Source organism: Novosphingobium aquiterrae (assembly GCF_042434435.1).
Classification (GTDB): domain Bacteria; phylum Pseudomonadota; class Alphaproteobacteria; order Sphingomonadales; family Sphingomonadaceae; genus Novosphingobium; species Novosphingobium aquiterrae.
Window position 1 is genome coordinate 408881 of record NZ_JBHLTL010000011.1, and the last position, 26971, is coordinate 435851.

Sequence of the window (26971 nt, forward strand, 5' to 3'; positions counted from 1 at the left end):
CCCTCAGCCGGCGAGCAGTCGGCAGTGGGAGGGCGGCGTCATCTTGAGGCCGGTGAGACCTGCAGGCAGGTGCCAATAGGCGGCATGGATTATCCAGGCCCAACTGCGGCCTGCTTTGGCCTTGCGGAGCGCAAACCAGGCGGCGGAGCTGAGAATTATGCCGATAAAGACATGCTGCGCGAGGATTCCCCAGGTGAAGGGGAGGATCATCCCGGCGAACTCGTCGAGGGTCCAGAAGCCGATCAGCTCCGGGTCGTCGAGCCGCCGAGGAATGATGTACCGGTCGCTCATGATTGTTCCGCCCTCCTTTGGCTGACCGTCAGATGACCGCAGTGACCACCGAGGTGACGATCGGCACGCCGGTACCGACGCCTATGCCGACCCCGACCGGGACCGCGATCTGCGCGAGGGTGAAGCGGCCCGAGGCAAGCCCGATCAGGCCGCCCGCAAGGCTGAGGACGGTGATGATCTTGCCGCCCGAACCTTCGAGGAAGTCGGTGAACTTCGCGAGGGCGGGCGCGAAGGTCGTGTCGGCGCCGGCATAGGCCGCACTGGCGGCAAGCGCGCCGATTGCGACCGGCAGGGCCAGGCTGGCAATCTTGCCGAGGCGGGTGCCGCGGCGAATGGAGGGGAGGGCAGTGGCAGTCATGAGAGGTATTCTCCGCTTGGTGGTTACAGCGTTCGTTCGCTGTATGTTCTTAGTGCGGAGGTACGCGGCTGTAGGAAATGGGAAGCGTGTTCCTCGAACAAATTGGCAAACTAATTGTGGTGCCCGGTGGTCGGCTGCTGGTGCTTTGCGCGTTTCGAGGGCGGAAGCGCGCAACTAATGCGCGACGAAGCGCGTCACCTGCGCACCAGCGCGCGAATCACGCGCACTGGTGCGCAGCACGAGTCGGATGTCCCGTTATGGAATTCCTATAAGTTCTATATTTGTTCTTTTTACTTTCCTACAGACTGCGCACGGGGCTAGCTCGATGCTTCTCTAGCGAGTCGAGCCCCCTTATGAGCCACGCTAATCTCGATCTCTCTGCGCGGGTCGTCCGGCTGCTCGACCGTGCAGTCAAAGACAGTGGCAAGCCAGTTTCTGAAATCGCGCGACTTGCCGAGATGAAGCGCGACAGCCTGCGCCGCTCTGTTGCCGGAGAGCGCGTCCCTACCTTGAGCGAAGTGTTGCGCATACTTGAAGCCTGCGAGCATGCCGGCGAGGAAACGCTGCTGCTTCTGCTTCTTGTCGGAGAGGATTTCGCGCTTTCATATCGGGGCTCGGCACCGGCTAGATTCCTGGGCGAGCTGTTCAAACGCGCCCCAGCAGAGATCATCGAGCAACTTGGTGAGCTTGCGAGCGAGCTCCGGCCACGTTGGGCCAACGGAACGGCCAAGCTTCTAGCCCGGACACTTGAGCAACATATTACGGATCTGAACCGCAGGGGCGATGCGATCGGAGATCGGATCGCCCACGGCTCACCGTGATCCTCACACTATTGCGGACAAGGGCCTGCACGATGTTGCTCTCCAGATTGGTTCGGTAGAAACACCATGACTATCCAGGAACTCCTCACCTGCCAGGAAGTGATGCAGCTAACCGGGATTCGGAGCCGAACGACCATTTGGCGGCGCATCCAGAGAGGCGCGTTCCCGGCTCCTTTGGACTTTGGATCCGGTCGCCTGCGGTGGAAGTCCAAAGACATCTCTGACTGGGTCAATTCATTGCCCAAGCGACGCTACTGAAACCGGCGTATCTTGGGGTCCGTCCAGTCAACATGCGGTGCACGCAGCGCTGCGGATCTCGTCTTGCAGCTCGTAAATGAATGTTTGGCGGAGCGCTGCCTTCGCAGCCCGTCTAGCAGGCGGAAGGTGCCATTGGAGTGCCTTCGTGGCCGTCGCACTGCAGCAGGCTACCAGTGCCATTGATGCAAATGGTTGCATATGGCCGCGCTTTGTTCCGCTTGTTTGCACCACCAGTGCACCACCAGCGAAATTGTCGAGCGCTCCGTGGAGTAAAAAAGGCCGCTAAGTCTTTGAAAAATTGGTCGGGACGAGAGGATTCGAACCTCCGACCCCCACACCCCCAGTGTGATGCGCTACCAGGCTGCGCTACGTCCCGACCGGTTCCGTGGATCCCGCGCGGGGCGGGATCGGGGAAGCGCGCCTATAGGCAGGGGCGGCCGCCTTGGCAAGCGGGTCGCGATGAATGCGCTGCCCCTTGAAGCGCGGCGCGCCATTGCCATCTTTCGGACAGCCCGGCAGCTTGGGGCATGGGGTCGGCGCGTTGCTATCCCTTACCTTTGCTGCTAGGCGCGCGCCATTCCGTCCGGTCCGCCCGGGCAACCCCAGTATCAAGGTACGATCCGGACGCTTATGACCGCCCCGACACTTTCCCTGCTCGCTTCCGCCGCTGCGGGTTCGCCCCCGGCCTGGATAAGCTTCCTGCCGCTGCTCGGCATGTTCGTGATCTTCTGGTTTCTGATCCTGCGTCCTCAGATGAAGCGCCAGAAGGATCTGCAGAGCAAGCTGGGTGGTCTGAAAAAGGGCGATCAGGTGCTCACCGCCGGGGGCTTCCTGGGCAAGGTGATCAAGGTCGACGAACACTACGTCGATGTCGAACTGGCTCCCAATGTGCGGGTCAAGGCGGTCAAGTCGACCATTGCCGACGTCGTGCCGCCTGCGGGCAGCAACGCCGCCAACGACTGATTGGGCGGGACTGCAACGATGCTCGATTTTCCCCGCTGGAAGCAAGCCTGGCTCTGGCTCATCACCCTGGCCTGTGCGGCGGCCGCGCTGCCTTCGATTTTCGCGGTCGCCGGTCTGCACTGGCCCGCCGCGCTGCCCAATCCCAAAGTAAACCTGGGGCTCGATCTGGCCGGCGGCAGCCACCTGCTGCTTGAAGCCAGTCCCGACCAGGTCAAGCGCCAGCGCCTTGAATCGATGGAAGAGGATGTCCGCAATCGGCTCAAGGCTGCGGACAAGCCGATTCAGGTCGGTGATATTTCGACCAAGGACGGCACGGTCAGCTTCATGCTGGCCGATCCGACCCAGATCGATGCCGCGCGCGAACAGCTGCAAACCCTGACCCGCGGCGCCGGCATGACCGGCCAGCGAGACTGGGACCTGCAGGTTCTCGATGGTAACCGCATTGTCATGACCCCGACCCAGGCCGGGATCAACCTGGCGGTGAGCCAGGCGATGGAAACCGCCACCGAAGTGGTGCGCAAGCGCATCGACGCCTTGGGCACCCGCGAACCGACGATCATCCGCCAGGGCGACAACCGCATCGTCGTCCAGGTGCCGGGGCTACAGGATCCGAGCAAGCTCAAGGATCTGCTCGGCCAGACCGCCAAGCTGGAATTCAAGCTGGTCGACACCACGGCGCTGCCCAGCGACCTGGCCCAGGGCATCGCCCCTCCCGGCGACGAGATCGTCTATTTCCAGAACCAGGCCAAGGACGGCGCGCAGCCGATCGCGGTCAAGCGGCTGGGCGGGATCAAGGGCGATCAGCTGACCAATGCCCAGCCCGGCAACGACGACCGCAACAACCAGCCGATCGTCTCCATCACCTTCGATCAGCAGGGCGGCGCCAAATTTGCCAAGCTGACCACCGAAAACGTGCAGAAGCCCTTCGCCATCATCCTTGACGGCAAGGTGCTGTCCGCACCCAACATCGAAGAGCCGATCATCGGCGGTTCGGCGCGCATCTCGGGCAGCTTTACTGCCGAAAGCGCCAACCAGCTGGCCATCGCGCTGCGCTCCGGCGCGCTGCCGGTCGACCTTAAGATCGTCGAGGAACGTTCGGTCGGGCCTGACCTTGGTGCGGACTCGATCAAGAAGGGGGCGATCGCCTTTGCCGCGGGCACCCTGGCGCTGATGATCTTCATGCTGGTCACCTACGGCCGCTTCGGGGTCTACACTTGTCTGGCGCTGATCCTCAACACGCTGATGATCCTGGGCGTGATGGCCCTGATCGGAACGACACTGACCCTGCCCGGCATTGCCGGCTTCGTGCTGACGATCGGCGCCGCGGTCGACGCCAACGTGCTGATCAACGAACGCATCCGTGAAGAGCGCGCGCGCGGTCGGCGGGTGACCCAGGCGATCGAGTTCGGTTACAAGGAAGCGCGCAGCGCGATCTTCGACGGCAACATCACCAATGTGATTGCCGCGACGCTGATGTTCCTGATCGGCTCCGGCCCGGTCAAGGGCTTCGCCATCGTGCTGATCATCGGCATTGCCACTTCGGTCTTCACGGCCGTGACCCTGACCCGCATGTGGGTCGCCGGCTGGCTGCGCAAGGCGCGGCCCAGCGATCTGGCGCTGTAGGGATCCAAGAGATGAAACTGCTCAAGCTTGTCCCCGACAACACCAACATCCACTTCCTGCGCTGGCGGTTGCCGTTCTATGTCATCAGCGTGTTGCTGATCATCGCGTCGTGGACGCTGGTGGCGACCCGCGGGCTCAACCTGGGGGTCGACTTTGTCGGCGGCCAGATGATCCGGGTGACCTTCGTCAACACCGCCCAGGCGCCGGTTGCCCAGCTGCGCGGCGAAATCGGCCGGCTCGGCTATGGCGAACCGGTCGTCCAGCAATTCGGCAAGCCCAACGAAATCTCGATCCGCATGCAGCTGCCCGAAGGCGGCGACAAGGATCCGGCGCTGGCCGAAGCGATGAGCCGCAAGATCGTCACCAGCCTCAAGTCCACGCACCCCGATGTGCGCCTGGATGGCACCGATACGGTGTCGGGCAAGGTTTCGGGCGAGCTGTTCAAATCGGGAATGCAGGCGCTGCTCGCGGCCATGGCGGCGATCTCGTTCTACATCTGGCTGCGCTTCGAATGGCAATTCGGCGTCGGCGCGCTGTTCAGCCTGGTCCACGACGTGTCGCTGACCATGGGGCTGTTCGCGCTGACCCAGATGGAGTTCGATCTCAACATCGTCGCGGCGATTCTGACGCTGATCGGCTATTCGCTCAACGATACCATCGTGGTCTATGACCGGATCCGCGAAAACATGAAGAAATTCCGCCGGATGCCGATGCCTGAGCTGCTCGACCTGTCGGTCAACGAAACGCTCAGCCGCACCATCGTGACCTCGCTGTCGGTGCTGATCACGCTGCTGGCGCTGCTGCTGCTCGGCCCCAAGGTGATCTTCGGCTTCACCGCGGCGATCACCTTCGGCATCTTCGTCGGCACCTACAGCTCGATCTACATGGCCGCGCCGATCCTGATCTGGCTGCGGGTTTCGGCCAACAGCTTCGTGCCGACCGAAACCGCGCTGGAAAAGCAGGAACGCCTGACCCGCGAGCGGACCTAGGCCCGCCCCGCCAGCCGCCGCCAATGCGCCACCAGCGCGTCGGCGTTGGCCTGCCAGCTGAACCCCGCCACCGCCTCCTGCACCCGCTCGGGTGAAGGCGGCGCGGCGAGGATCGTGTTGACCGCCGCGGCGATCGCCTCGGCCTCGCGCGGGACGAGACGACCGAAATCGGGATCGGTGATCAGCTCCTGCGCGCCGGGCAGCGGCGTGGTTACCACCGGGGTGCCGCAGGCCAGAGCCTCGACCCAGGCATTGGCCAATCCCTCGCTGGCGGTGGGCAGGACGAAGACATCGGCGGCGTTGAGAATGATCGGCAGGTCGCCATGCGGCACCGAGCCGAGGAAATGCACCCGGCGCTTCAGGCCCAGCCGCTCGGTCAGGTTCTTGAGCGCGTTCTCGTCCGCGCCGGTGCCGGCGATCAGCAAAACGGCATCGGGAATATCCTGCAGTGCCTGGATCGCGAAGCGCTGGCCCTTGCGCGGGATCAGCGCGCCGATGCAGGCGAGGATCTTGAGCTCGCGCCCCAGGCCAAGCTGGTCGCGGCACATTCGGCGGTCATAGGGGCGGAACAGGTCGGCGTTCAGGCCGGTGCGGTGCACCGCAATCCGCTCGCGCGGCATGCCCAGCGCCACCATGTCATCGACCAGCCCCTGCGACACCGCGAGCAGCCCGTCTGCGGCCAGGCCCGCCGCCAGCACCTGTTCGCGGGTGGCGGGTGCGGTGCCCCAGTGGTGGATATCAGCACCGCGGGCCTTGATCGATACCGGCAGGCCCAGCGCCTTGGCCACCGCGACTGCGGCGGGCCCGTCGGGATAGAAGAACTGGGCGTCGACCACGTCGAACGGTGCCTCGGCATGGAGCCTGCGCGCCAGCGGGAGAACCCCGGCGGCTTCGGCCCGGGCATTGCGGTGTGCGCCGATGCTTGGGATCAGGCGAAAGCGCGGGTGAAGGACGCGAACACCGCCGCGCTGCTCCTCCTGCGGCAGCCGGTCGAGCGCGGCGTAGCGCGGGTGCAGCGAGAGCGGGAAGGGCGGCAGGCCGAGCGGATTGACCATCACCAGATCGACATCGCCGCGCCTGGCCACGGCCTGCATCTGCCGCTCGACGAAGACCCCGAAATTGGGGGTCAGGTCGTTGGGGTAGAGCGTGGAAAGCGAGAGGACCCGCAATCCGCTCACAGGGCGCGGACCAGCATTTCGGCGACGGCGAGCCAGGCGGGGTTTTCGACCACGACCTGGCGGTGGCCGGGATCGGGCGGCAGGATCGCGACCCGCGCGGCGTCGCGGTCGATCATTCGGCCGAAGGCGAAGCGCCCGCCCGAGCGCGGGGCAAGCACGTCGCGGTTGAGCAGGCGGGCATAGTCCTCCGGCTCGACCCGGCGCAGCCAGACCTGGTCGCCGGCGCGGTACTGTCCGACCGCGGCCTCGATCGCCAGCGCCATCAAACCGCCATCGCCGCCCAGCGCAGAGGGCAGGATCGCATCGCGCGGCGCGGCCAGCGCCTCGGCCCCGTCCTGGGTCAGGCGCGCGACGTATTTCGGCGTGACCGCCTCGTCGCCGCGGACCAGCAGTTCGGGATCGACCGCCAGCGCGGCGGCGATGCGGTTCATCCAGGTCAGCGACAATTGCCGGGTACCGGTCTCCAGCCGCCCGATGGTCTGGGCGGTGGTCGGCGGCGCGCAGCGCGCGGCGACATCGGCCAGGGTCAGCCCCTTTTCGCGGCGGATATCGCGGATGCGGTTGATCATGGGGCCTGTCCTTCGCGAACCGATATGGTTTTTCTACTTTCCTACAATCTGCCCGATTTGGCAAGTCCCTCGCGACTCAGCCGGATGGGAGATTTCATGAAGCGCGCATTGGTGGAACGCGAACTGACCGAGGCCGGACCGGGGCGCGCCGCGCCGGGCAGGGGTCGGCGCTCGGTCACGGTCAATCTGGCGGAAAGTCCGCTGACCTGGCTCCATTCCCGCGGCCACCTCAGCGACGTGCAGTTCGCCGCAGGGGAATGCCTGCGCCGCGATTTCGAGGCGGCGCAGCTGGTTCCCGGCACGACGATGCGCTGGGACCCGGTGCGGGTCCAGGGCGGTCCGGCCGAGCGCAGCCTCAACCCCACCGAACGCCAGATCGCCGCACGTAGCCGCTTCGACGGCGCAGTGGCGGCGGCTGGGCCAGGGCTGTCCGACGTGCTGTGGCGGGTGGTCTGCGCGGGGGAAACGCTGCCCGACGCGGAACGCGCGCTGGCCTGGCCGGTGCGCAGCGGCAAGCTGGTGCTGAGATTGGCGCTGGACCGGGTGGCGGGATTTTACCGAATTGGGTGAGAAGAATTAGATAGTCGGGCCGATTGCGATTGCCCTGGTTTTCTGATCTAGTCCGCATAATGATCGCCCGAATTTTGAGATTCCTGCTTTTCCCGCTTTTTCGGCCGCGCTCGTTGTTTCGGTGCCATTAGCTATGGCTGTAGGAATGGGGCTAGGGTCTCCGAATGTTGGATGGATTGGCTATGCTCTGTTTTGTCTGATTGGGTTGCTCGGGCCAACAGCTTTATTTATGGCTGCCCAGCTTACTTGGCCTTGGTCAAGTGAGCTTCAAGCGCAGACGAAGCAGAAGCTATTGATCGCAGCAGGTGTAGCTGTCGGATCTTATGGGGCGGCGTTGTTCCTTTCATTGGTGTGATATTGCTGGCTTTGCCTACGAAACTTAGTTCTCCGTGTAAGCCAGCCGCTCACCCCTCAACCATCTCCGCCAGTTCCAGCCACCGCTCCTCCGCCGCGTCCTTTTCCGCACGGGCGGCTTCGATTGCCTTGGTCAGTGCGGCAAACTTGGCCGGGTCGCGGGTGTAGAGTGCGGGGTCGTGCAGCGCGGCCTCGTCGCGGGCGATCTGGGCGGCGATGTCCTCGATCCGGGCTGGGAGCAGGTCGTAGTCGCGCTGGTCCTTGTAGGAGAGTTTGGCTTTTTTGGGCGGCGGAGGCGGGGCTAGCGCTTCGGTGTCTCGACTGCGCTCGACACGAACGGCGCCTGGTGATTTGACGCTGCGCGCCGCGCGCTGCTTCTCCCAATCCGCGTACCCGCCGGCGACGATGTCGACCTTGCCGCTGCCATCCAGCCCCAGTGTCACGGTCACCGTACGGTCGAGGAAGTCGCGGTCGTGGCTGACGATCAGGACGGTGCCGTCGTAGTCGGCGATCACTTCCTGCAGCAGGTCGAGCGTTTCGAGGTCGAGGTCGTTGGTCGGCTCGTCGAGCACCAGCAGGTTCGACTTGCGGGCAAATTCGCGCGCCAGTAGCAGGCGCGATTGCTCGCCGCCCGATAGCGTGCCGACGCGGGCGTCGACCAGTCCGGGATCGAACAGGAAGTCCTTGAGATAACCCTGGATGTGCTTGCGCACCCCGCGCACGTCGAGCCAGTCGCCGCCCTCTGCCAGCACGTCGCGCACCCGCTTTTCGGGCGAGAGCAGGCTGCGCTGCTGGTCGATCATCACCCCGTGGAGCGTTTTCGCCAGCGTGACCGTGCCGCTGTCGGGCGCAAGCTCCCCGGTCAGCAGCCGCAGCAGGGTGGTCTTGCCCGAGCCATTGGCTCCAACCAAACCGATCCGGTCGCCGCGGGTGATGCGCAGCGAGAAGTCCTTGATGATTAACCTTTTTCCACCTCCGTTCGTGTCGAGCGAAGTCGAGACACCATTGCGCAGCGTCTCGACTGCGCTCGACGCGAACGGGGTGTGGGGGAAGGCTTTGGACACCTTGTCGGCGACGATCACCGCCTTGGTCTTCACATCGTCGCTGGCCAGCTTGAGCTTGGCCGCGCCTTGCGGGCCGAGCATCGCGGCGCGAGTGGCGCGCATTTCCCAAAGCTTTTCGAGCCGCCCCTGGTTGCGCTTGCGCCGCGCTGTGACCCCGCGCTCCAGCCAGTGCGCCTCGATCTTGAGCTTGGCGTCGAGCTTGTCGGCGGCGCGCGCCTCCTCGGCGTAGATCTGCTCCATCCACGCTTCGTAGCCGCCAAAGCCGATGTCCTTGCGTCGGATCGATCCGCGGTCGAGCCACAGCGTCGCCCTGGTCAGCCGTTCGAGGAAGGTGCGGTCATGGCTGATCGCGACAAAAGCACCCCGATAGCGGCCCAGCCAGTCTTCCAGCCAGTCGATCGCGGCCAGGTCGAGGTGGTTGGTCGGCTCGTCGAGCAGCAGCAGGTCGGGGTCGCTGGCGAGCGCCCGGGCGAGCGCGGCGCGGCGCCGTTCGCCGCCGCTGGCGCTGTCCGCCGGCCGGGCCATGTCGATGCCGAGCTGGCCGGCAATCGCCTCGACTTCGTGGCGCGGCGGAGCATCGGGTCCGTGCAGGGCGAAATCCATCAGCGTGGCATAGCCGGTGAAGAACGGGTCCTGCTCGAGCATGACGATCTTCGTGCCGGGCTGGATCGAGCGGGTGCCCTTGTCGGCCTCGATCTCGCCCGCGATCAGCTTGAGCATGGTCGTCTTGCCGGCGCCGTTGCGCCCGATCAGCGCCAGCCGGTCACGCGGGGCGATGGCCAGGTCAAGATCGCGGAACAGCCAGCCCGAGCCCTGGTGGAGGCTGAGGTTTTCCCAGGATAGGATCGGTGCGGCGGCCATGGTGCGCGCGCCTCTAACCCAAGCCTTGCCTGATGGCGAGGGTGCTTGGCCGGGTTTCCTACGCCCCGTGCATCTGCCATGATCGCGGCTGCGACCGGCAGCGGGCGCTTTTTCTTTTCCGGCACCCTGTGAGGATTGTGAACTTCCGATGCGCACCGTCTGGCTGAACGGCGAATTCCTGCCCGAAAACGAAGCCCGCGTCTCGATCTTCGACCGCGGGCTCAACTTCGGGCAATCGGTCTATGAAGTTACCCCGGTGATCGACGGCCATTTCTGCAACTGGCCGCACCATCAGGCGCGGCTGGAACGATCGATGGCGACGGCGCGGATTGCGGACGATACTGATTGGCCTGCAGTGCTGAACGAACTGATCGCGCGCAACGGCCTGACCGAAGGGCGGATCTATCTGCAGGTCACCGCCGGCGCGCCCGCCGACCGGGTGTTTCCGATGCCTGAGCCGCAGGCCGCGCCGACGCGCTTTGCCTTCACCCAGGCCGATGCCCTGCTCGACAATCCGCAGGCGCGGCGCGGCCAGCGGATCGTGCTGCGGCCGGATCTGCGCTGGCAGGTACGATCGGCCAAGACCACCCAGCTGCTCTATGCCGTGCTGATGAAAGCCGAAGCCAAGGAGGCCGGGGTCGACGATGCCTGGCTGGTCGAGGACGGCGTGGTGACCGAGGCGACGAGTTCCAACGCACATATCATCGACAGCCGCGGCGTTCTGGTTTCTCATCCCGTCGATCATGGGGTTCTGCCCGGAGTGACCCGGATCAGCGTGATTGCGATCGCCCGTGAAATGGGCCTGACGGTAGAGGAGCGACCTTTTACCCCCGAAGAGCTGTTTGCCGCGCGTGAGGCCTTCATTTCCGGCGCAGGCACGCTGGTGGTTCCTGTGGTGGAAGTCGACGGAAATCCGATCGGCAACGGCGGGCCCGGCACGGTTACGGCAGAGATACGGCAGCGGTATATTGAGGTGCTACGGCAGCAATAGATGCCTGAACCGCACCACCTGCAACTATTCATGGCGCGTTCAATGCGTTCGGGTTAGTCCCCGCCGCATGAAGACGATCTCCCTCCTTGTTGCCGCGTCGGTGCTGCTGGCGCCCTTGCCGCTGCTGGCCGGTCCCGGCGGCGAACAGGGTCAGGCGCGCAAGGAGCTGCGCGCTGGCAACGTCCGTTCGCTGCGCGAGATCGAGCAGCGCGTGCTGCCTTCGATGCCGGGCGCGCAGTACCTCGGACCGGAGTACGATCCCGCGGCAATGGCCTATCGGCTCAAGTTCATTCGCGACGGCCGGGTCATCTTCATCGACATCGACGCCCGCACTGGTGAGGTTATGCGCCAGTCGCGCTAGGCCCTTTGCTTGACCTGCGGGGGGAATGTCCCCATTTGAAGAGCTGACATTTAGGGGATTTTCGCAATGCGCATCCTGATCGTCGAGGACGAACCAACCCTCGGCAAACAGCTCAAGTCCACACTTGAAGCCACCGGCTATGCGGTCGACCTTTCGACCGATGGCGAAGACGGCCATTTCATGGGTTCGACCGAGGAATATGACGCGGTCGTGCTTGACCTTGGCCTGCCCGAGATCGACGGCCTGACCGTACTCGGCATGTGGCGCAAGGAAGGCCGCAAGTTTCCGGTGCTGGTGCTCACCGCGCGCGATAGCTGGTCGGACAAGGTGGCGGGCCTTGACGCCGGGGCCGATGACTATCTGGCCAAACCGTTCCAGACCGAAGAGCTGATCGCCCGCCTGCGCGCGCTGATCCGCCGCGCTTCGGGCAATACCAGCAGTGAACTGACCGCAGGCGATGTCCGGCTGGACACCCGCTCGGGCCGCGTCACGCTTGACGGGGAGCCGGTCAAGCTAACCGCGCAGGAGTACAAGCTGCTGTCCTATCTGCTCCACCACAAGGGCAAGGTGGTCAGCCGTACCGAACTGATCGAGCATATCTACGACCAGGATTTCGATCGCGATTCGAACACGATCGAAGTGTTCGTCACCCGCATCCGCAAAAAGCTGGGCGCCGATGTGATCACCACGATCCGCGGGCTGGGCTATAGCCTGGACGATCCGGCCGGTCCGGGCCGCGGCTAAGTCGAGCCAGATTCCGTCTGCCCTGAGCTTGTCGAAGGGCTGTTCTTCTTCGCGAGGTAGCAAGAAAGTGCAGTCCTTCGACAGGCTCAGGACGAACGGTTAGGGTCTTTGCGGTGAGTTCAGGCAATCCGGCTTCGGCCATCCCCCACACCGGATCGCTGTCGCGCCGGATGATGCTGATCGCGGCGGCATGGATCGCTGTTCTGCTGCTGGGCGGGGGGATCGCGCTTGACCGGGCGCTGACGAGCCTGGTCACCCGTAACTTCGACAACCAGCTGGGCTACATGCTGACCGCGATGATCGGCTCTGCCGAAGTCGGTCCCGACGGCGAGGTGTTCTTCAACCGGCCGTTGGGCGATCAGCGCTTTCTTGAGCCCAACAGCGGCCTCTACTGGCAGATCAGCGGCAAGGGGCACGAGGAGTTTCCCTCGCGTTCGCTGTGGGACCGTACGCTGGAAATTCACGCCGATCACGTCGACATGGCGCCGCACGTGTACGATTCCAGTCAGTTCAAGGGTGAGCCGCTGCGGGTGATGGAACGCTCGATCGTCCTGCCCGGCAGCGAGACCAAATGGTGGTTCACCGTTGCCGAAAGTCGCAAGGAACTGGACGAGCAGATCCGCCAGAACCGCGCCATCGTGGTGTGGAGCTTTGTCGTGCTGGGCCTGGGCCTGATGCTGATGGCGGCCTTGCAGACCTGGTACGGATTGGGGCCGCTGCGCCGCGTGCGTCGCGCGATCCAGCGGATGCGCAGCACCGGCGAGAACCGCGTGACCGAGCCGCTGCCATTGGAAGTGCAGCCGCTGGTCGAGGAACTCAACGGCCTGCTGGCGCACTCGGTCAAGCAGGCGGAAGAAGCGCGGACCCACGCCGGCAACCTTGCCCATGCGCTCAAGACCCCGCTGACCGTGGTGATGAATGCGGCGACTGCCCACGCCCCGGACCTGGCCGATACGGTCATCCGCGAGGCGGCGGTGATGCGCCGCCAGGTCGATCACCACCTTGCCCGCGCCCGCGCCGTCGGTCGCCGCGCGGTCGGTCAGGCCAGGGCGCAGGTCGGCGAAAGCGTCGAGGCGGTGCTTCGCGCAGTAACCGTGCTCTATGACAAGACCCGCTTCGATCTTGACGGCGACCGCGAAGCCGTCGTTGCGATCGAGCGCCAGGACCTCGACGAAATCCTTGGCAACCTGATCGAGAACGCGGCGAAGTACGGCGGCGGCAGCGTCTTCGTCACCATCGATCCGGCCAAGGATGCGCAGATGTGCGAGATCTGGGTCGAGGACGACGGCATGGGCATCCCCGAAGAAGAACGCGACCGCATCTTCGATCGCGGCGCGCGTCTGGACACGGGCAAGCCGGGCACCGGATTGGGCCTCGCGATCGTCCGCGATGTCGCCGAGATTTACGGCGGGTCGGTTGAGCTGGACGAGAGCGAGGACCTTGGAGGGCTGCTGGTCAAGCTGCGCCTGCCGCGGGTGAAGGGTTAGTCCCTACTTTCCCGCCGCCTGCTCATGGTGGCGGATCACTTCCTGAATGATGAAACGCAGGAACTTCTCCGAAAATTCGGGATCGAGTTGCGCGTCTTCCGCCAGCTTGCGCAGCCGTGCGATCTGGCGTTCCTCGCGGCCGGGATCGGAAGCGGGCAAGGCATTGGTCGCCTTGAACGCGCCGACCGCCTTGGTGATGCGAAACCGTTCGGCCAGGATGTGGATCAGCGCCGCATCGATATTGTCGATGCTGGCGCGGTAGCCGGCAAGCACGGCATCAGGTTCGGGAGCGACTTGAGACATGATCGGTGCGCTAGCATGACTTTTTCGGCAATACCATTGCCCGCTTTGCACTTGCCTTGGCCGGGACGCACGGGCAAGGCACCACTGATATGAGCGCCGAAATCGTCCCCCTGCGCCCGCGTGAAACTGCGCCATCGCTTGGCCCGATCATGAACCTGACGGCGTCGGGCATGAATGCGGTCAATGCGGTCATCCTCGACCGGATGCAGAGCGAGATCCCGCTGATCCCGGCGCTGGCCGGCCATCTGATTGCCGGTGGTGGCAAGCGGATGCGGCCAATGCTGACGCTCGCCGGGGCAGCACTGTGCGACTATACGGGCACCCGTCATCACAAGCTGGCCGCAGCGGTCGAATTCATCCACACTGCGACCCTGCTCCACGACGACGTGGTCGACGGCAGCGAGCTGCGCCGCGGCAAGGCAGCAGCAAACCTGATCTTCGGCAATCCGGCCACGGTTCTGGTTGGCGACTTCCTGTTTACCCGCAGCTTCGAACTGATGGTCGAGGACGGCAGCCTCAAGGTGCTCAAGATCCTCTCCGGCGCCAGCTCGGTGATTTCCGAAGGGGAGGTCGACCAGCTGACCGCCGCGCGCCAGATCGAAACCAGCGAGGAACGCTACCTCTCGATCATCGGCGCCAAGACCGCCGCGCTGTTCGCCGCCGCCACGCGGATCGCCGCGGTGGTCGCGGAGAAGGGCGAGGCGGAGGAGCGCGCGCTCGACGCCTATGGCCGCAACCTCGGCATTGCCTTCCAGCTGGTCGATGATGCGATGGATTACGATTCCGACGCGGGCGAAATGGGCAAGGGCAAGGGCGACGATTTCCGCGAAGGCAAGATGACCCTGCCGGTGATCCTGGCCTATGCCCGCGGCAATGAGGCGGAACGGGCCTTCTGGCGTGCTGCGATTGCCGGACATCGAACAACGGATGCGGACCTGGCCCAGGCGATCGACCTGATCCGCCAGCACGACGCGGTCAGTGCCACGCGTGAGCGGGCGCGCCATTATGCCAGCCGGGCCATCGATTCGATCGCCGGCTTCCCGCCCAGCGAGGCGCACGCGGCGATGATTGAAGCGGCGGAGTTCGCCGTCGCGCGCCGCGCCTGATTCGGTTTTTCCAAGGCCTTCACAGCTTGTCGATGGGCAGCCTCGGCCCGGCGTGAGATGGCCTGTCCAAGCGGTGAGCCGCGGGCAAAATTTAGACGATCTTAACCAGCCGGGCGGCACTTGGAAGGTGCTTGGGGGCCAACGATTTGACCAAAAGTCGAGGGCCGTAAAATGATCGAATACCATAATTCCCGCGCCGCCCGGATCATCGGGCCGTTTCGCGAAATCCTTGACCGCGACAGCTTGCCGCCGCCGAATACCACGCGCTGGGTTGCCAGCCGCAAGGCTCAGGTGGTGGCCGCCGTCCAAGGCGGTCTGCTCAGCCTTGAGGAAGTGATGGCACGGTACAACCTCAGCCTTGAGGAGTTCTACTCATGGCAGCGGGCGATGGATCGCGCCGGCGTTTCCGGACTGCGCGTCGCATGGTCCTCGCAGGACCGAGCCCAGCGCCGGCGGTTGCGTGACGAGCCGTTCCGGCAGCGTCCGGAACTGGTCGCTGGGTGAATTCGCGCTTCCATCGAAGCGCACCGATGCCCCCAAGCCGCCGAGGGTCCCACGTCCCCCAGGTCTCCGAGCGGGACCCTCGGCGCAAAGGCTTGACCTGAACGGCGCAAGCCGCCACGTCCCGTTGCGAACGAAAACCAATCGCACCCGGGAGTCTTCCAACGATGCAACGTCGCCGCCTCGGCAAATCCGCCATTGTCGTATCCGATATCTGCATGGGCACGATGACTTTCGGCAGCCAGACGGACGAGGCGGAAGCGCACCGTATTCTGGATGCCTGCTTCGATGCCGGGATCGACTTCTACGATACCGCTGAAGGCTATCCGGTGCCGCCCGACGTGAAGTGGGTCGGGCGGACCGAAGAGATCGTCGGGCGCTGGCTCAAGACCAAGCCGCGCGATGCCATCATCCTGGCGACCAAAGTCTCGGGTCCCAGCCACGTCTGGTTCAAATCGCCGCTGCGTTCGGGCATGACCGCGCTCGATCGGCGCAACATTATCACCGCGGTCGAAGCCAGCCTGACCAAGCTGAGGACCGATTACATCGACCTCTACCAGACCCACTGGCCCGATCACGACCTGCCCTATGAAGAGACCATGGAAGTCCTCGACGAGCTGGTCCGTGCCGGCAAGATCCGCATTCTCGGCTGCTCGAACGAGACCAGCTGGGGCCTGATGAAAAGCCTGGCCGCGGCCGAAGCGGTTGGTGGTGCACGCTATGAGACAATCCAGAACAATTTCAGCCTCAATAACCGCCGCTTTGAGGACGAACTGGCCCAGGTCTGCCGCCAGGAAAAGATCAGCCTGATCCCCTATTCGCCGATCGGCGGCGGGGTGCTGTCGGGCAAGTACAATGACGGCGCGCGGCCCGAAGGCGCGCGCTTCACCCGTTACCTCGGCATGGAAGGGCGGCAGGCGGCGATGGGGCGGCGATTCGTCAACGACAAGTCGCTGGCATCGACCGCGCGCTTTGCCGAGATTGCCAAGGAGGCGGGGATCAGCCCGGTAACGCTGTCGGTTGCCTGGTCAAAGCAGCACGATTTCGTCGCTTCGACCATCGTCGGGGTGAGCAAGTTCGATCAGCTCGCGGAGATACTGGCCGCTGCCGATCTGGTGCTGGAACCCGAAACGATGAAGGCGATCGACAAGGTCTCGAAAGAGATCATGTACCCGATGGGCTAGGGGTCAGGCGGGCTTTGCCGCCGCGCGCAGGCGCTCACGCAGCTTGAATTTCTTGTCGATGAACAGCGGGACGATGACCGAAAGGGCTATGCCGCCCAGCGAGCAGATGCCCAGCCAGATCGCCATGAGCGTTCCACCGGCCTGGTACATCCCGTAAAGGACCGGGCCAGCCAGCACTATTCCGCGCAGTTCGTTGAATACGAACGCAACGATCGCCGATTTCAGCAGCACGTCGACAAAGGCGGCAAGAAGTGAACTCATGTCCATGATATTGGCATCATCTGGTTAGGAAACTGTTGATGCCGGCGCCGGAATCCCTATCCCGACCGCGATGAACCAGTTGCCGATCCATGCCGTGCTGCCAGACCTGCTGGCAGCGCTACGTGATGGCAATGGTGCCGTTCTGATCGCGCCGCCGGGGGCGGGCAAGACAACGGCGGTGGCGACGGCCTTGCTGGGCCAAGACTGGTGTACGGGCACGGTGCTGCTCCTTTCGCCAAGGCGCGTGGCCGCACGCGCCGCTGCCGAGCGAATGGCCGCGATGCTGGGCGAAGCGCCAGGTGAGACTGTGGGTTATGTAACGCGCCTGGACAGCAAGCGTTCCAAGACGACCCGCGTCGTGGTCCTGACCGAGGCGATCTTCGTCTCAACGATCCTGAACGATCCCGATCTGGCGGGCGTCTCGGCTGTGTTGTTCGACGAGGCGCACGAGCGCCACCTCGATTCCGATCTCGGTCTGGCCCTGGCAATCGAGAGCCAGTCGGTACTGCGGCCCGATCTGCGCCTGCTGGTGATGAGCGCGACGATCGACGGCGCGCGCTTTTCCCGGTTGCTGAGCGACGCGCCGGTGATCGAAAGCGCGGGCAAGGCGCATCCACTCGCTATCAAGTGGCTTGGCGCACGGCCCGAAGCGCGGATCGATGAAAGCATGGCCAGCGCGATCCTGACCGCCTGGCGCGAGGAACAGGGCGATATCCTGGCATTCCTGCCCGGCGTCGGCGAGATCGAGCGGACCCGCGAACGGTTGGCCGAACGTTTACCCGCCGCGCTGGTCCTGCCACTGCACGGGCAATGCGATCCCGCAGCCCAGCGCGCCGCAATCCGCCGCGACCCGGAGGGGCGGCAGCGGATCGTGCTGGCCACGGCGATTGCCGAAACGTCGCTGACCCTCGACGGCGTATCGGTGGTCGTCGATGCCGGCCTGTCGCGGCGGGCCGAATTCGACAAGGCGGCTGGCGTCACCCGACTGGTAACGCACCGCGCCAGCCAGGCCGCCGCGGCGCAGCGCGCCGGTCGTGCGGCGCGGCAAGGGCCAGGGGTCGCCTATCGGCTGTGGGACGAAGCTGCCCATGCCGGACGCCCACCATTTGATCCGCCGGAAATGCTAGTTGCCGATCTTGCGCCGCTAATGCTGACGCTGGCGCAATGGGGTGCAACACGGCCTGCAGCATTGCCGTGGCTCGATCCGCCGCCCGTTGCGGCACTTTCGGCAGCAAGGCAGACTCTTCAGTCACTTGCCGCGCTCGATGCTGCGGGCACGATTACGCAGCATGGCCGCAGCATGGCGCGCCTGCCGATGGCGCCGCAGCTGGCGCACATGCTGCTTTATGCTGCGCAGCATGGCGCTGAATCTGATGCAGCAAGGCTGGCACTGTTGTTGCAGGAACGCGGCCTTGGGGGACGCGGCGATGACCTTGCGGCGCGGCTGCAGCGCTGGGATGGCGACCGTTCGGGCCGGGCAGGGGATTCGCGGCGGCTTGCCGGTCGCTGGGCTGATCAAGCGCGCAACCTGGTAGCCGGCGGAGCGCGCGATGCGCCGCCTTTGGGCGTGCTCCTCGCCGAAGCCTATCCGGACAATATCGCGCGGCGCCGCGATGCAGCGGGCGAGCATTGGCTGACCGCCGGGGGGCGTGGGCTACGGCTCGATCCGGCCTCGCCGCTCGCCCGGTCGGAATGGCTGGCGGTCGGCGATGCCCAGGGCGAAGCCAAGGGCGCGCGGATCACCGGGGCGATTGCCCTGACCGAGGCCGAAATCGCACAATGGCTGGGCCACCGGACCGAGCGGCGCAGCACCTTGCGCTGGATCGAGGGCGAGGACCGGGTCGAGGCGCTGCTGGAAACGCGTCTCGGCGCGATCACCCTGTCGCGCGGTTCGGATCCGGCGCCCGATCCCGAAACGATCCGCGACTTCCTGCTGGGCAAGGTCCGAGCGGAGGGGCTGGGCCTGGTGCCTCTTTCGAAAGCCAGTCAGGCACTGCTGCGCCGCGCCCGCTATGCCGGGGTCGCCGCGCTGACCGATGAGGCCCTGCTGGCCGACGCGGCAGAATGGCTGGCGCCGCTGCTGCTTCGCCGGCTCGACCAGATCGACCCCGCGCGACTTCACGAGGCGCTGCGCGCCAGGCTCGATTATGCCGCGCAGCAAGCGCTCGACCGGCTCGCTCCGGCGCAATTCACCAGCCCGGCTGGAACCGGCCATGCGATCGACTACGACGATCCCGGCGGGCCTAGCGTGGAACTGCGGGTCCAGGCGCTGTTCGGGCTCGACCGCCATCCTACTTTCGGCCAGCCCGCGCTGCCGCTGCTGCTCAAGCTGACCGATCCCGGCGGCAAGCCGCTGCAGACCACGCGCGACCTGCCGGGTTTCTGGCGCGGTTCGTGGAAAGACGTCCAGCGCGATATGAAAGGCCGCTATCCCAAGCATCGCTGGCCCGATCAGCCGTGGACCGAAGCGCCCAGCCTCAAGACCAAGAACGCGTTCAACCGCTCGGGATAAGGCTACATTGCGATCTTGATTTGCCGCGCGATTCGACGCACTGCGCGAACCATGGCCGCACGCATCTATCAACGCCCGAAAAACGCCATGCAGTCCGGCAAGGCCCGAACTGGCGACTGGATCCTCGACTTCGTTCCTGCAGAGGCGCGCCGCGCCGACCCGCTGATGGGGTGGAGCGGATCGGGCGACACGCAAAGCCAGGTCCAGCTGACCTTTCCTTCGGCTGAAGAGGCCAAAGCCTATGCCGAAAAGTACGGGATCGACGCCACTGCCCACGCCGTGCCGCCGCGCCGGCTGAAGCTGCAGGCCTACGCCGACAATTTTCGCTGATTGTCATGGCCGGTGAATGGGGCGGCGGGCCAGTGAACTTGCTCGGGTCGCGCTGGTAAGCAGTTCCGGGCCCGCCGCCGGACCGGCCCGGGAAGGCCAGCCGACTGTCGCTGGGACGAGTCGCGGCGGAAACTAACCGGCTTCCAACCGCCACACTTGCTAAAACGCGACATCGCCGTCATATGCGCCGCCGGGAGTCGGTCGGACGTTTGCGTTCGCCAACCTGGTCAGGTCCGGAAGGAAGCAGCCACAACGGATTGCGGCGGGTCGGCCGGCTCCTTTTTCCGCCCTATTGTTTTCGACTTTCGCAGCGGCTCCGCCTAGTCTGAGGCCCATGGGTGATTCCCCCGATATCTTCGGCGACACGCCGGATCACGACGACGATGCGCCGACCGCGGCCGAGCTTGAGGAAGCCGGTCAGGAGTCGATGTTCGGCGCCCCCGAAGCCGTGACAACTGCGCCGCCGACCCCAGTCGCCGCCGTCGCGGCGCAGCCATATCGCGTCCTGGCGCGCAAGTACCGACCCCAGACCTTCTCGGCACTGATCGGGCAGGACGCGATGGTCCAGACGCTGGGCAATGCGATCAAGCGTGACCGGCTGGCTCATGCTTTCCTTATGACCGGGGTACGCGGAGTCGGGAAGACCAGCACCGCGCGGCTGATTGCCAAGGCCTTGAACTGCATCGGCCCGGACGGACATGGCGGGCCGACGATTGACCCCTGCGGCCAGTGCGAGCCCTGCGTGGCGATAGCCGAGGGGCGGCACATCGACGTGATCGAGATGGACGCCGCCAGCCACACCGGCGTCGACGACGTGCGCGAGATCATCGAAGCGGTGCGCTATTCGGCGGTATCGGCCCGCTACAAGATCTACATCATCGACGAAGTGCACATGCTCAGCCGCAACGCGTTCAACGCGCTGCTCAAGACGCTGGAAGAACCACCGGCCCATGTGAAGTTCTTGTTCGCCACGACCGAGGTCGACAAACTGCCGGTGACCGTGCTCAGCCGCTGCCAGCGCTTCGACCTGCGCCGCATCCCGGCACCGTTGCTGGGCGAGCACTTCGCGGCAATCTGCAAGAAGGAAGGCGTCGACGCGGAGGACGAGGCGCTGGCGATGATCGCTGCGGCGGCCGAGGGATCGGTACGCGACGGGCTTTCGATCCTCGATCAGGCGATCGCTCATGCCGATCTGGGCGGCGAAGGCACGGTGACCGCCGCGCAGGTCCAGGACATGCTCGGCCTGGCCGACAAGAGCGCGCAGCGCGGACTGTTCGCGGCGATGCTGGCCGGCGATGGTGCGAGTTTGCTCGACATGGTCGACCGCCAGTTCGCCCTCGGGGTCGAGCCGCTGGCGCTGATGCGCGGGGCGCTGGAACTGACTCACCGGATCACCGTGGCGCAACTTGGCAAGAGCGCGTCTGACGCGGTATCAGCTGAAGAACGCAGCGCGCTGGAAGACTGGGCGCAGCGGCTGACGCCAGGGCAGCTGCACCGACTGTGGCAATTGCTGCTCAAGGGACACGATGAGGTGCGCAGCGCACCCGATCCGCTGATCGCCGCCAAGATGGCTTTGCTTCGCGTGCTTCATGCCAGCGACATGCCCGATCCCGGAACCCTGGCGAAAAAGCTGGAAGCGATGGCGGCAAACGGAGTCACGCTTGGCGCAGCACCGATTTCTCAACCGTCTGCCGCCGCCGATCCCGTCGCCACGGGCGATCAGGCGTGGCGTGCCCTGGTCGATGTGGTCGACCAGTCCGGCCAACTGCGGCTTGCCCAGGTCATGCGCGACTGGGTGCGCGTGATCGAACTCAAGCCTACCGAGCTGCTCTACGCCGTTGCGCCAGGCTATTCCGGTGATCCAACGGCCGAACTGCGCGATGCCCTGCTGCGCGCCACGGGCGAGCGCTGGCAGGTGACCCGCGGCGAGGGGGAAGGCGCACCGACCTTGCGTGAGGCGGCCGAGGCGATCAAGGCCGCCGAACTCGCCGCGCTGATGCAGCATCCGCTGATGGAAGCGGCCTTTGCCGCCTTTCCCGATGCACAGTTGATCGAAGAAAACCCCGAAGCGCGCGTTGCGCAGGCCGGCAATAGATGGAGCAAGTGACGTGAAGTCGATGGAAGAGATGATCAAGGCGGCCCAGCAGGCGGCAGAGACCATCAGCAAGCAGATGGAAGAAAGCCAGACGAAGCTCGACGGGATCGAGGTTGAGGGCAAGGCCGGCGGCGGGCTTGTCACCGTGCGCGCCACGGCCAAAGGCCGGATCATCGGCGTATCGATCGACGAAAGCCTGTTGAAACCCGAGGAAAAGGGCATCGTCGAAGACCTGATCGCCGCCGCCTTCAATGATGCCCGGGCCAAGGCCGACGAAGTCGCCGGGCGCGAAATGGCCGCGATGCAGCAGGGCATGGGCCTGCCCCCGGGGTTCAAGCTGCCGGGGATGTGATCAGGCTTTGGACGCCGGATGCTCCCCCGGGCGCTGGGGGAGCAGGACGACCAGCGCGACGATTGCGGCGGCCAGTACCAGCGAGGCGAGCGGGCGGCTGAAGTCCAACCCGCCCTTGGCAATCGGCTTGTCGAGGAAATCGCCGACTGTCGCGCCGAGCGGTCTGGTCAGGATGAAGGCAGACCAGAACAGTGCGACGTGGCTGACCCGCGAGCGGAAGTAGAGCGCGGCAATCACCGTCAGTGCAGCGCCGAATATCACGGCGCCGCCCAGGTAACCTGGCCCAGAATCCGCCACCCAGTCACCCAGGGCGGTGCCCAGAGTCTGTGAAAAGGTGATTGTCAGCCAATAGAAGCCTTCGGCCGGTGGGCTTGCCACACTGTTGACGTCGACCGTGCCGAGTGTCCGGTGCCAGGCCAGCAGGCAGGCCAGGACCGCGCCGAACAGCAGCAGCGAGCCGCCGGGATAGCCGATCCCGATCGAGCGCGTCGCAAAATCGGCCATGGTCGTCCCCGCGGTGGTCGAAGCGATGATTGTTGCCCAGTAGAGAAAGGGATGGAAGCGCTGCGCCCGGATCTGGGCAATCACCAGCAGGATCAGCGGCACGACGAAGATCGCACTGCTGGCCAGATAACCGAAATCATAAGTCATCGACAGAGCATCGCCGCCGGTCTCGCCCAGCGTCGTGGCCAGGATCTTGATCACCCAGAAGCCCAGCGTGAGCGCTGGTACCTTGCTCAGGATCTCGGCTCGCTCGGCATTCATCGCGCGGGTTCGATACGCTTGCCGCCCTTGATCACGCCGCTGACATGTTCGAGCTGGCGCACGTCGGTCAGCGGATCGCCGTCAACGGCGACGATGTCGGCAAAGCGGCCAGTGGCGATCTGGCCGACGTCGCCCTCGCGCCCCAGTGCCTGCGCCGCGTTGAGCGTGGCCGCGCGGATCGCGTCGAGCGGGGTCATGCCATAAGTCACCATCGTGGCGAACTGTCTGCCGACCTGGCCGTGCGGCATCACCCCGGCGTCGCTGCCAAAGATCATGCGCACCCCGGCCTTGAACGCCTTGCGGAAGTTGTCCCGCTGCAGCTGGCCGATCTCGCGGTCCTTGCGCAGGCTGTCTTCCAGCACGCCGTTCTTCTTGCCTTCGGCCTGGGTGTAGTCGGTGTTGTAGATGTCCATTGCGAACCACACCGGCTGTTTGCGCGCTACGGCCAGCTTGATCCCTTCGTCGTCGACCAGGCTGGCGTGTTCGATCGTATCGATCCCGGCGCGGATCGCTGCCTTGATCCCCGCAGCACCATGAGCATGGGCGGCGACCCGGAGACCAGCCATGTGCGCTTCGTCGGCAATAGCCTCCAGCTCGGCCTGGGTCAGCTGCTGCTGGCCGGGTTCGTCGTTGTGCGAAAACACCCCGCCGGTGGCGCAGACCTTGATCACCTGGGCACCATACTTCTTCTGGCGCCGTACCTGGTAGCGCAGCTCGTCGGGCGAATCGCCGACGCCTTCTTCCTTGCGGGCCCTTTCCATGCTCGGCGGAAAGCCGGTCACGTCGCAGTGGCCGCCGGTGACCCCCAAGGCATAGCCGGCGCCGACAATCCGCGGCCCGACCACGTAGCCGCCATCGACCGCCTGCTGCAGCCCAATATCGTCCCAGTTGGCAGACCCGACGTTGCGCACCGTGGTGAACCCGGCATCAAGCATTGCGCGCCCGTTGGCGACGGCGGAAACGGCAAAGAAGCTGTCGGTATATTGCAAGCCGCGATAGCCGCCGATATCGGCCGGACTATCCAGGTGGACGTGCATGTCGATCAGACCCGGAACCAGCGTCTTGCCGCCCATGTCGATGTGCGTGGTCTCGGCGCTCCAGCGCACCGTGCGCGCATCGGCGATCCCGGTGATCCGGCCATCGGCGCCGACAAATATCGCAGGGTGCTCCACATAGGTGCCCTTGGCTACGTCGAGATAGCGATCGGCGGTAATCACGGTGTTGCCGGCACTGGCCGGTGCGGCAAGGCCGAGCAAGGCGGCAGCGGTAAGGATAGTCGTGCGCATGAAAGCCCCTGAAACAATAGGTCGTTCCTGCCTAACGCCAGTCAGGCACTTGGCAAGCAGTGATGAAGTCGCAGGGGAAAGCGGCCTTCCACAGCCTGATCGCCCCGCGCCATTGCACGCCGCGCCGGGCAACCCCATATCCCCGAACAAAGGCGGGATTCACCCGCGCGGTGCCATGCGGCGCCGGAACGGATAGACATATGACCAAACAGCTTCCCCTGCTTCCCCTGCGCGACATCGTGGTCTTCCCCGGCATGGTCGTGCCGTTGTTCGTCGGCCGCGACAAATCGGTCGCCGCGCTGGAAACCGCAATGGCGTCCGGCGGGGACAAGGACATCTTCCTGCTCGCTCAGCTCGATCCGGGTTGCGACGATCCTGACGATCAGGATCTCTACGACGTTGGCGTGGTTGCCACCGTGCTGCAATTGCTCAAGTTGCCGGACGGCACGGTGCGCGTGCTGGTCGAGGCCAAGCATCGCGCGACCATGGACGAGATGGCGCTGAGCGATGACGGCAACGGCGAATATGCCGTCGCGACGATCGCCGAAGTCGATCCGGTTTCGGTATCGGGCAACGAAGTGGCCGGCATGATGCGCTCCGTCGTCGAGGCCTTCGGCGAATATGCCAAGCTCAACAAGAAGCTCCCCAGCGAAGCGGGTGAGAATCTGGGCGACATCGTTGACGCATCGGCGCTCGCCGATGCGGTCGCGTCGCACATCCAGGCCAAGGTTTCCGACAAGCAGGCGATGTTGAGCGAGGCCGATCCACTCAAGCGGCTGGAGATGGCCTATTCCTTCATGGAAGGCGAACTGGGCGTGCTGCAGGTTGAGCGGCGCATCCGTGGGCGGGTCAAGCGCCAGATGGAAAAGACCCAGCGCGAATATTATCTCAACGAACAGCTCAAGGCGATCCAGTCGGAGCTTGGCGGCGGCGACGAGGGCGAGGCTGACGAAATTGCCGAGCTGCAGGCCAAGGCCGACAAGCTCAAGCTGTCGAAGGAAGCGCGGACCAAGGCCAATACCGAGATCAAGAAGCTGCGCGGCATGCAGCCGATGAGCGCCGAGGCGACGGTCATTCGCAATTACCTCGACGTGCTGCTGGGCCTGCCGTGGGGCAAGCGGTCAAAGCTTAAGCGCGATATCGGCGCGGCGCAGGCGATCCTCGATGCCGATCACTACGCGCTCGACAAGGTCAAGGACCGGATCGTCGAATATCTGGCGGTGCAGGCGCGGACCAACAAGCTGAAGGGTCCGATCCTGTGTCTGGTCGGCCCTCCGGGCGTCGGCAAGACCAGCCTGGGCAAGTCGATCGCCAAGGCGACAGGCCGCGACTTCGTGCGCCAGTCGCTTGGCGGGGTGCGCGACGAGGCCGAGATCCGCGGTCACCGCCGGACATACATCGGCTCGCTTCCGGGCAAGATCATCACCAACCTGAAGAAGGCGGGATCGAGCAACCCGCTGTTCCTGCTCGACGAGATCGACAAGCTGGGCCAGGACTTCCGCGGCGATCCGGCCTCGGCGCTGCTCGAGGTGCTCGATCCGGAACAGAACAGCAAGTTCCAGGACCACTATCTGGAGCTCGATTACGACCTGTCGGACGTGATGTTCGTCTGCACCGCCAACAGCCTTAACCTGCCGCAGCCGCTGCTCGACCGGATGGAGATCATCCGGCTGGAAGGCTATACCGAGGACGAGAAGGTCGAGATTGCCGAGCGCCACCTGATCGCCAAGCAGGTCGAGGCACACGGACTGAAGAAGGGTGAGTTCACCCTGACCAGCGAGGCCCTGCGCGACCTGATCCGCTATTACACCCGCGAGGCCGGGGTCCGCACGCTGGAGCGGGAAATCGCTCGGCTGGCGCGCAAGAGCCTGCGCAAGATCCTGGAAGGCAAGGAAACCGCAGTAACTGTCACGCCGGAAAACCTTGGCGACTTTGCCGGGGTGCGCAAGTACCGCTTTGGCGTGGCCGAGGAAGACAGCCAGGTTGGTGCGGTCACGGGTCTCGCGTGGACCGAAGTCGGCGGCGAGCTGCTGACTATCGAAAGCGTCACTGTGCCAGGCAAGGGCATGGTCAAGACCACCGGCAAGCTGGGCGAAGTGATGAACGAAAGTGTCCAGGCAGCCTACAGCTTCGTGCGGGCGCGCAGCCCGGCCTATGGGATCAAGCCCAGCCTGATCGCGCGCAAGGACATCCACATCCACTTGCCCGAAGGCGCCGTGCCCAAGGACGGTCCTTCGGCCGGCATTGGCATGGTCACCTCGATCGTTTCGACCCTGGCGGGCATTCCGGTGCGCAAGGACCTGGCGATGACCGGCGAAGTTACCCTGCGCGGGCGCGTGCTGGGGATCGGCGGTCTCAAGGAAAAACTGCTGGCGGCGCTGCGCGGGGGGATCAAGACCGTCCTGATCCCGGAAGACAACCGCAAGGACCTGGCTGAGATCCCGGCCAATGTGCTCAGCGGGCTGGAGATCATTCCGGTCAGCCATGTCGACGAGGTGCTGGAGCGCGCTTTGACCGCGCCGCTTGAAGCGATTGAATGGAGCGAGGCGGACGACCTTGCCAGCCAACCCGGCGCACCCGGCAACGACGGTCAGAACCGCCCGCATACCGCCCACTGATTCGCCCGCCGGCCCATGCTGCAATGCGGTATCGGGCCGGCCAAGCGATTCGCTGCACTGCACCAATCGGCCACTGGGACCGCGCAAGCCCTCAATTCGTCGAAAACCGCGGAAAAACGTGGATATTTGGCGATGAAAAACGCCGTTTGGCTTTGACAGATTCTGCAAAAGCGGTT

The 26971-nt window shown here is 64.9% G+C and carries 27 protein-coding genes, 1 tRNA gene and 1 other RNA gene; 19 read left to right on the forward strand and 10 right to left on the reverse strand.

What is annotated here, in order from left to right; translation table 11 throughout:
- Window positions 1-3: 3 nt before the first annotated feature.
- The gene (gene traL, locus ACFFF7_RS15445; RefSeq protein ID WP_084276813.1) at window positions 4-291 is read right to left on the reverse strand and encodes a type IV conjugative transfer system protein TraL; all 288 of its coding nucleotides are present in this window, start codon (window positions 289-291) and stop codon (window positions 4-6) included.
- 28 nt (window positions 292-319) lie between these two features.
- The gene (locus ACFFF7_RS15450) at window positions 320-649 is read right to left on the reverse strand and encodes a hypothetical protein (protein WP_084276814.1); all 330 of its coding nucleotides are present in this window, start codon (window positions 647-649) and stop codon (window positions 320-322) included.
- 353 nt (window positions 650-1002) lie between these two features.
- Here ACFFF7_RS15450 and ACFFF7_RS15455 point away from each other — a divergent pair, with 353 nt between their 5' ends.
- Both ACFFF7_RS15455 and ACFFF7_RS15460 read left to right on the forward strand, forming a co-directional pair.
- A complete protein-coding gene (locus ACFFF7_RS15455) occupies window positions 1003-1470 on the forward strand; it encodes a hypothetical protein (protein WP_379482233.1) in 468 nt (155 codons plus the stop codon).
- Window positions 1471-1536: 66 nt separating this feature from the next.
- Window positions 1537-1728 (forward strand): helix-turn-helix transcriptional regulator, encoded by a 192-nt coding sequence (locus ACFFF7_RS15460; protein ID WP_379482234.1) that lies wholly within the window; start codon window positions 1537-1539, stop codon window positions 1726-1728.
- A gap of 299 nt (window positions 1729-2027) precedes the next feature.
- Here the strand turns inward: ACFFF7_RS15460 and ACFFF7_RS15465 are convergent.
- A tRNA-Pro gene (locus ACFFF7_RS15465) sits at window positions 2028-2104 on the reverse strand.
- 254 nt (window positions 2105-2358) lie between these two features.
- Here ACFFF7_RS15465 and yajC point away from each other — a divergent pair.
- The 3 genes from yajC to secF are packed head-to-tail and all read left to right on the forward strand — an operon-like array spanning window position 2359 to window position 5303.
- On the forward strand, window positions 2359-2691 hold the full coding sequence (yajC, locus tag ACFFF7_RS15470) for a preprotein translocase subunit YajC (protein WP_379482235.1): 333 nt from the start codon (window positions 2359-2361) through the stop codon (window positions 2689-2691).
- Between the two features lie 18 nt (window positions 2692-2709).
- A complete protein-coding gene (secD, locus tag ACFFF7_RS15475) occupies window positions 2710-4314 on the forward strand; it encodes a protein translocase subunit SecD (RefSeq protein ID WP_379482236.1) in 1605 nt (534 codons plus the stop codon).
- An 11-nt stretch (window positions 4315-4325) separates the two neighbouring features.
- The gene (gene secF, locus ACFFF7_RS15480; RefSeq protein WP_379482237.1) at window positions 4326-5303 is read left to right on the forward strand and encodes a protein translocase subunit SecF; all 978 of its coding nucleotides are present in this window, start codon (window positions 4326-4328) and stop codon (window positions 5301-5303) included.
- Here the strand turns inward: secF and ACFFF7_RS15485 are convergent.
- Together ACFFF7_RS15485 and ACFFF7_RS15490 are read right to left on the reverse strand one after the other, a co-directional pair.
- Window positions 5300-6481 carry a glycosyltransferase gene (locus ACFFF7_RS15485; protein ID WP_379482238.1) on the reverse strand — a complete coding sequence of 394 codons (1182 nt, stop codon included), beginning with the start codon at window positions 6479-6481 and terminating at the stop codon, window positions 5300-5302. The genes secF and ACFFF7_RS15485 overlap by 4 nt on opposite strands.
- Window positions 6478-7050, reverse strand: a complete 573-nt coding sequence (locus tag ACFFF7_RS15490; protein WP_379482239.1) for a helix-turn-helix domain-containing protein — start codon at window positions 7048-7050, stop codon at window positions 6478-6480. The genes ACFFF7_RS15485 and ACFFF7_RS15490 overlap by 4 nt, the downstream gene beginning before the upstream one ends.
- 96 nt (window positions 7051-7146) lie before the next feature.
- Between ACFFF7_RS15490 and ACFFF7_RS15495 the strand changes: the two genes are divergently transcribed.
- On the forward strand, window positions 7147-7620 hold the full coding sequence (locus tag ACFFF7_RS15495) for a DUF6456 domain-containing protein (RefSeq protein WP_379482240.1): 474 nt from the start codon (window positions 7147-7149) through the stop codon (window positions 7618-7620).
- A gap of 404 nt (window positions 7621-8024) precedes the next feature.
- On the opposite strand, the gene ACFFF7_RS15500 is transcribed toward ACFFF7_RS15495, so the two are convergent.
- Entirely contained in the window at window positions 8025-9899 is a 1875-nt protein-coding gene (locus ACFFF7_RS15500; RefSeq protein ID WP_379482241.1) for an ABC-F family ATP-binding cassette domain-containing protein, read from the reverse strand.
- A gap of 148 nt (window positions 9900-10047) precedes the next feature.
- On the opposite strand from ACFFF7_RS15500, the gene ACFFF7_RS15505 reads away from it, so the two are divergent.
- The 4 genes from ACFFF7_RS15505 (at window position 10048) to ACFFF7_RS15520 (ending at window position 13482) form a co-directional block, all read left to right on the forward strand.
- The gene (locus ACFFF7_RS15505) at window positions 10048-10890 is read left to right on the forward strand and encodes an aminotransferase class IV (RefSeq protein WP_379482242.1); all 843 of its coding nucleotides are present in this window, start codon (window positions 10048-10050) and stop codon (window positions 10888-10890) included.
- 67 nt (window positions 10891-10957) lie between these two features.
- Entirely contained in the window at window positions 10958-11251 is a 294-nt protein-coding gene (locus ACFFF7_RS15510) for a PepSY domain-containing protein (RefSeq protein WP_379482243.1), read from the forward strand.
- A gap of 66 nt (window positions 11252-11317) precedes the next feature.
- A complete protein-coding gene (locus tag ACFFF7_RS15515) occupies window positions 11318-11995 on the forward strand; it encodes a response regulator transcription factor (RefSeq protein ID WP_379482244.1) in 678 nt (225 codons plus the stop codon).
- 170 nt (window positions 11996-12165) lie between these two features.
- Complete coding sequence (locus ACFFF7_RS15520; protein ID WP_379482373.1) at window positions 12166-13482, forward strand: sensor histidine kinase; 1317 nt, start codon at window positions 12166-12168, stop codon at window positions 13480-13482.
- Window positions 13483-13485: 3 nt separating this feature from the next.
- On the opposite strand, the gene ACFFF7_RS15525 is transcribed toward ACFFF7_RS15520, so the two are convergent.
- On the reverse strand, window positions 13486-13785 hold the full coding sequence (locus tag ACFFF7_RS15525; RefSeq protein WP_379482245.1) for a chorismate mutase: 300 nt from the start codon (window positions 13783-13785) through the stop codon (window positions 13486-13488).
- An 89-nt stretch (window positions 13786-13874) separates the two neighbouring features.
- On the opposite strand from ACFFF7_RS15525, the gene ACFFF7_RS15530 reads away from it, so the two are divergent.
- The 3 genes from ACFFF7_RS15530 (at window position 13875) to ACFFF7_RS15540 (ending at window position 16576) form a co-directional block, all read left to right on the forward strand.
- Window positions 13875-14891 (forward strand): polyprenyl synthetase family protein, encoded by a 1017-nt coding sequence (locus tag ACFFF7_RS15530; RefSeq protein ID WP_379482246.1) that lies wholly within the window; start codon window positions 13875-13877, stop codon window positions 14889-14891.
- A gap of 171 nt (window positions 14892-15062) precedes the next feature.
- On the forward strand, window positions 15063-15395 hold the full coding sequence (gene sciP, locus ACFFF7_RS15535; RefSeq protein ID WP_379482247.1) for a CtrA inhibitor SciP: 333 nt from the start codon (window positions 15063-15065) through the stop codon (window positions 15393-15395).
- Window positions 15396-15559: 164 nt separating this feature from the next.
- A complete protein-coding gene (locus ACFFF7_RS15540; protein WP_379482248.1) occupies window positions 15560-16576 on the forward strand; it encodes an aldo/keto reductase in 1017 nt (338 codons plus the stop codon).
- Window positions 16577-16579: 3 nt separating this feature from the next.
- Here the strand turns inward: ACFFF7_RS15540 and ACFFF7_RS15545 are convergent, their stop codons facing one another.
- Window positions 16580-16837: a hypothetical protein gene (locus ACFFF7_RS15545; protein ID WP_379482249.1), complete on the reverse strand. Its 258-nt coding sequence runs from the start codon at window positions 16835-16837 to the stop codon at window positions 16580-16582.
- A gap of 70 nt (window positions 16838-16907) precedes the next feature.
- Here ACFFF7_RS15545 and hrpB point away from each other — a divergent pair, with 70 nt between their 5' ends.
- From hrpB to ACFFF7_RS15570, 5 genes are all read left to right on the forward strand, one after another.
- Entirely contained in the window at window positions 16908-19349 is a 2442-nt protein-coding gene (hrpB, locus tag ACFFF7_RS15550) for an ATP-dependent helicase HrpB (protein ID WP_379482250.1), read from the forward strand.
- Between the two features lie 51 nt (window positions 19350-19400).
- Window positions 19401-19679, forward strand: a complete 279-nt coding sequence (locus ACFFF7_RS15555; RefSeq protein WP_379482251.1) for an ETC complex I subunit — start codon at window positions 19401-19403, stop codon at window positions 19677-19679.
- Between the two features lie 190 nt (window positions 19680-19869).
- Window positions 19870-19964: signal recognition particle sRNA small type (gene ffs / locus ACFFF7_RS15560), an RNA gene on the forward strand.
- Window positions 19965-20013: 49 nt separating this feature from the next.
- The gene (locus tag ACFFF7_RS15565; protein ID WP_379482252.1) at window positions 20014-21786 is read left to right on the forward strand and encodes a DNA polymerase III subunit gamma/tau; all 1773 of its coding nucleotides are present in this window, start codon (window positions 20014-20016) and stop codon (window positions 21784-21786) included.
- Window position 21787: 1 nt separating this feature from the next.
- Entirely contained in the window at window positions 21788-22126 is a 339-nt protein-coding gene (locus tag ACFFF7_RS15570; protein ID WP_379482253.1) for a YbaB/EbfC family nucleoid-associated protein, read from the forward strand.
- Here the strand turns inward: ACFFF7_RS15570 and ACFFF7_RS15575 are convergent, their stop codons facing one another.
- Together ACFFF7_RS15575 and ACFFF7_RS15580 are read right to left on the reverse strand one after the other, a co-directional pair.
- Entirely contained in the window at window positions 22127-22891 is a 765-nt protein-coding gene (locus ACFFF7_RS15575) for a COG4705 family protein (protein WP_379482254.1), read from the reverse strand.
- Window positions 22888-24177, reverse strand: coding sequence for a Xaa-Pro dipeptidase (locus ACFFF7_RS15580; RefSeq protein ID WP_379482255.1), 1290 nt, complete (start codon window positions 24175-24177; stop codon window positions 22888-22890). Before ACFFF7_RS15580 ends, ACFFF7_RS15575 begins: the two co-directional genes overlap by 4 nt.
- 200 nt (window positions 24178-24377) lie before the next feature.
- Between ACFFF7_RS15580 and lon the strand changes: the two genes are divergently transcribed.
- On the forward strand, window positions 24378-26795 hold the full coding sequence (gene lon, locus ACFFF7_RS15585) for an endopeptidase La (protein WP_379482256.1): 2418 nt from the start codon (window positions 24378-24380) through the stop codon (window positions 26793-26795).
- Window positions 26796-26971: the final 176 nt, after the last annotated feature.

What these genes read in the sequence shown, in the direction of transcription:
- ACFFF7_RS15515 (WP_379482244.1), top strand. Translation starts at nt 11,318, where the DNA reads ATGCGCATCCTGATCGTCGAGGACGAACCAACCCTCGGCAAACAGCTC.
- ACFFF7_RS15575 (WP_379482254.1), bottom strand. Translation starts at nt 22,891, where the DNA reads ATGAATGCCGAGCGAGCCGAGATCCTGAGCAAGGTACCAGCGCTCACG.
- ACFFF7_RS15490 (WP_379482239.1), bottom strand. Translation starts at nt 7,050, where the DNA reads ATGATCAACCGCATCCGCGATATCCGCCGCGAAAAGGGGCTGACCCTG.
- secF (WP_379482237.1), top strand. Translation starts at nt 4,326, where the DNA reads ATGAAACTGCTCAAGCTTGTCCCCGACAACACCAACATCCACTTCCTG.
- ACFFF7_RS15495 (WP_379482240.1), top strand. Translation starts at nt 7,147, where the DNA reads ATGAAGCGCGCATTGGTGGAACGCGAACTGACCGAGGCCGGACCGGGG.
- sciP (WP_379482247.1), top strand. Translation starts at nt 15,063, where the DNA reads ATGATCGAATACCATAATTCCCGCGCCGCCCGGATCATCGGGCCGTTT.
- ACFFF7_RS15555 (WP_379482251.1), top strand. Translation starts at nt 19,401, where the DNA reads ATGGCCGCACGCATCTATCAACGCCCGAAAAACGCCATGCAGTCCGGC.
- ACFFF7_RS15540 (WP_379482248.1), top strand. Translation starts at nt 15,560, where the DNA reads ATGCAACGTCGCCGCCTCGGCAAATCCGCCATTGTCGTATCCGATATC.
- ACFFF7_RS15545 (WP_379482249.1), bottom strand. Translation starts at nt 16,837, where the DNA reads ATGAGTTCACTTCTTGCCGCCTTTGTCGACGTGCTGCTGAAATCGGCG.
- lon (WP_379482256.1), top strand. Translation starts at nt 24,378, where the DNA reads ATGACCAAACAGCTTCCCCTGCTTCCCCTGCGCGACATCGTGGTCTTC.
- ACFFF7_RS15455 (WP_379482233.1), top strand. Translation starts at nt 1,003, where the DNA reads ATGAGCCACGCTAATCTCGATCTCTCTGCGCGGGTCGTCCGGCTGCTC.
- yajC (WP_379482235.1), top strand. Translation starts at nt 2,359, where the DNA reads ATGACCGCCCCGACACTTTCCCTGCTCGCTTCCGCCGCTGCGGGTTCG.
- ACFFF7_RS15460 (WP_379482234.1), top strand. Translation starts at nt 1,537, where the DNA reads ATGACTATCCAGGAACTCCTCACCTGCCAGGAAGTGATGCAGCTAACC.
- ACFFF7_RS15520 (WP_379482373.1), top strand. Translation starts at nt 12,166, where the DNA reads ATGATGCTGATCGCGGCGGCATGGATCGCTGTTCTGCTGCTGGGCGGG.
- ACFFF7_RS15510 (WP_379482243.1), top strand. Translation starts at nt 10,958, where the DNA reads ATGAAGACGATCTCCCTCCTTGTTGCCGCGTCGGTGCTGCTGGCGCCC.
- ACFFF7_RS15530 (WP_379482246.1), top strand. Translation starts at nt 13,875, where the DNA reads ATGAGCGCCGAAATCGTCCCCCTGCGCCCGCGTGAAACTGCGCCATCG.
- traL (WP_084276813.1), bottom strand. Translation starts at nt 291, where the DNA reads ATGAGCGACCGGTACATCATTCCTCGGCGGCTCGACGACCCGGAGCTG.
- hrpB (WP_379482250.1), top strand. Translation starts at nt 16,908, where the DNA reads ATGAACCAGTTGCCGATCCATGCCGTGCTGCCAGACCTGCTGGCAGCG.
- ACFFF7_RS15500 (WP_379482241.1), bottom strand. Translation starts at nt 9,899, where the DNA reads ATGGCCGCCGCACCGATCCTATCCTGGGAAAACCTCAGCCTCCACCAG.
- secD (WP_379482236.1), top strand. Translation starts at nt 2,710, where the DNA reads ATGCTCGATTTTCCCCGCTGGAAGCAAGCCTGGCTCTGGCTCATCACC.
- ACFFF7_RS15505 (WP_379482242.1), top strand. Translation starts at nt 10,048, where the DNA reads ATGCGCACCGTCTGGCTGAACGGCGAATTCCTGCCCGAAAACGAAGCC.
- ACFFF7_RS15580 (WP_379482255.1), bottom strand. Translation starts at nt 24,177, where the DNA reads ATGCGCACGACTATCCTTACCGCTGCCGCCTTGCTCGGCCTTGCCGCA.
- ACFFF7_RS15450 (WP_084276814.1), bottom strand. Translation starts at nt 649, where the DNA reads ATGACTGCCACTGCCCTCCCCTCCATTCGCCGCGGCACCCGCCTCGGC.
- ACFFF7_RS15565 (WP_379482252.1), top strand. Translation starts at nt 20,014, where the DNA reads ATGGGTGATTCCCCCGATATCTTCGGCGACACGCCGGATCACGACGAC.
- ACFFF7_RS15525 (WP_379482245.1), bottom strand. Translation starts at nt 13,785, where the DNA reads ATGTCTCAAGTCGCTCCCGAACCTGATGCCGTGCTTGCCGGCTACCGC.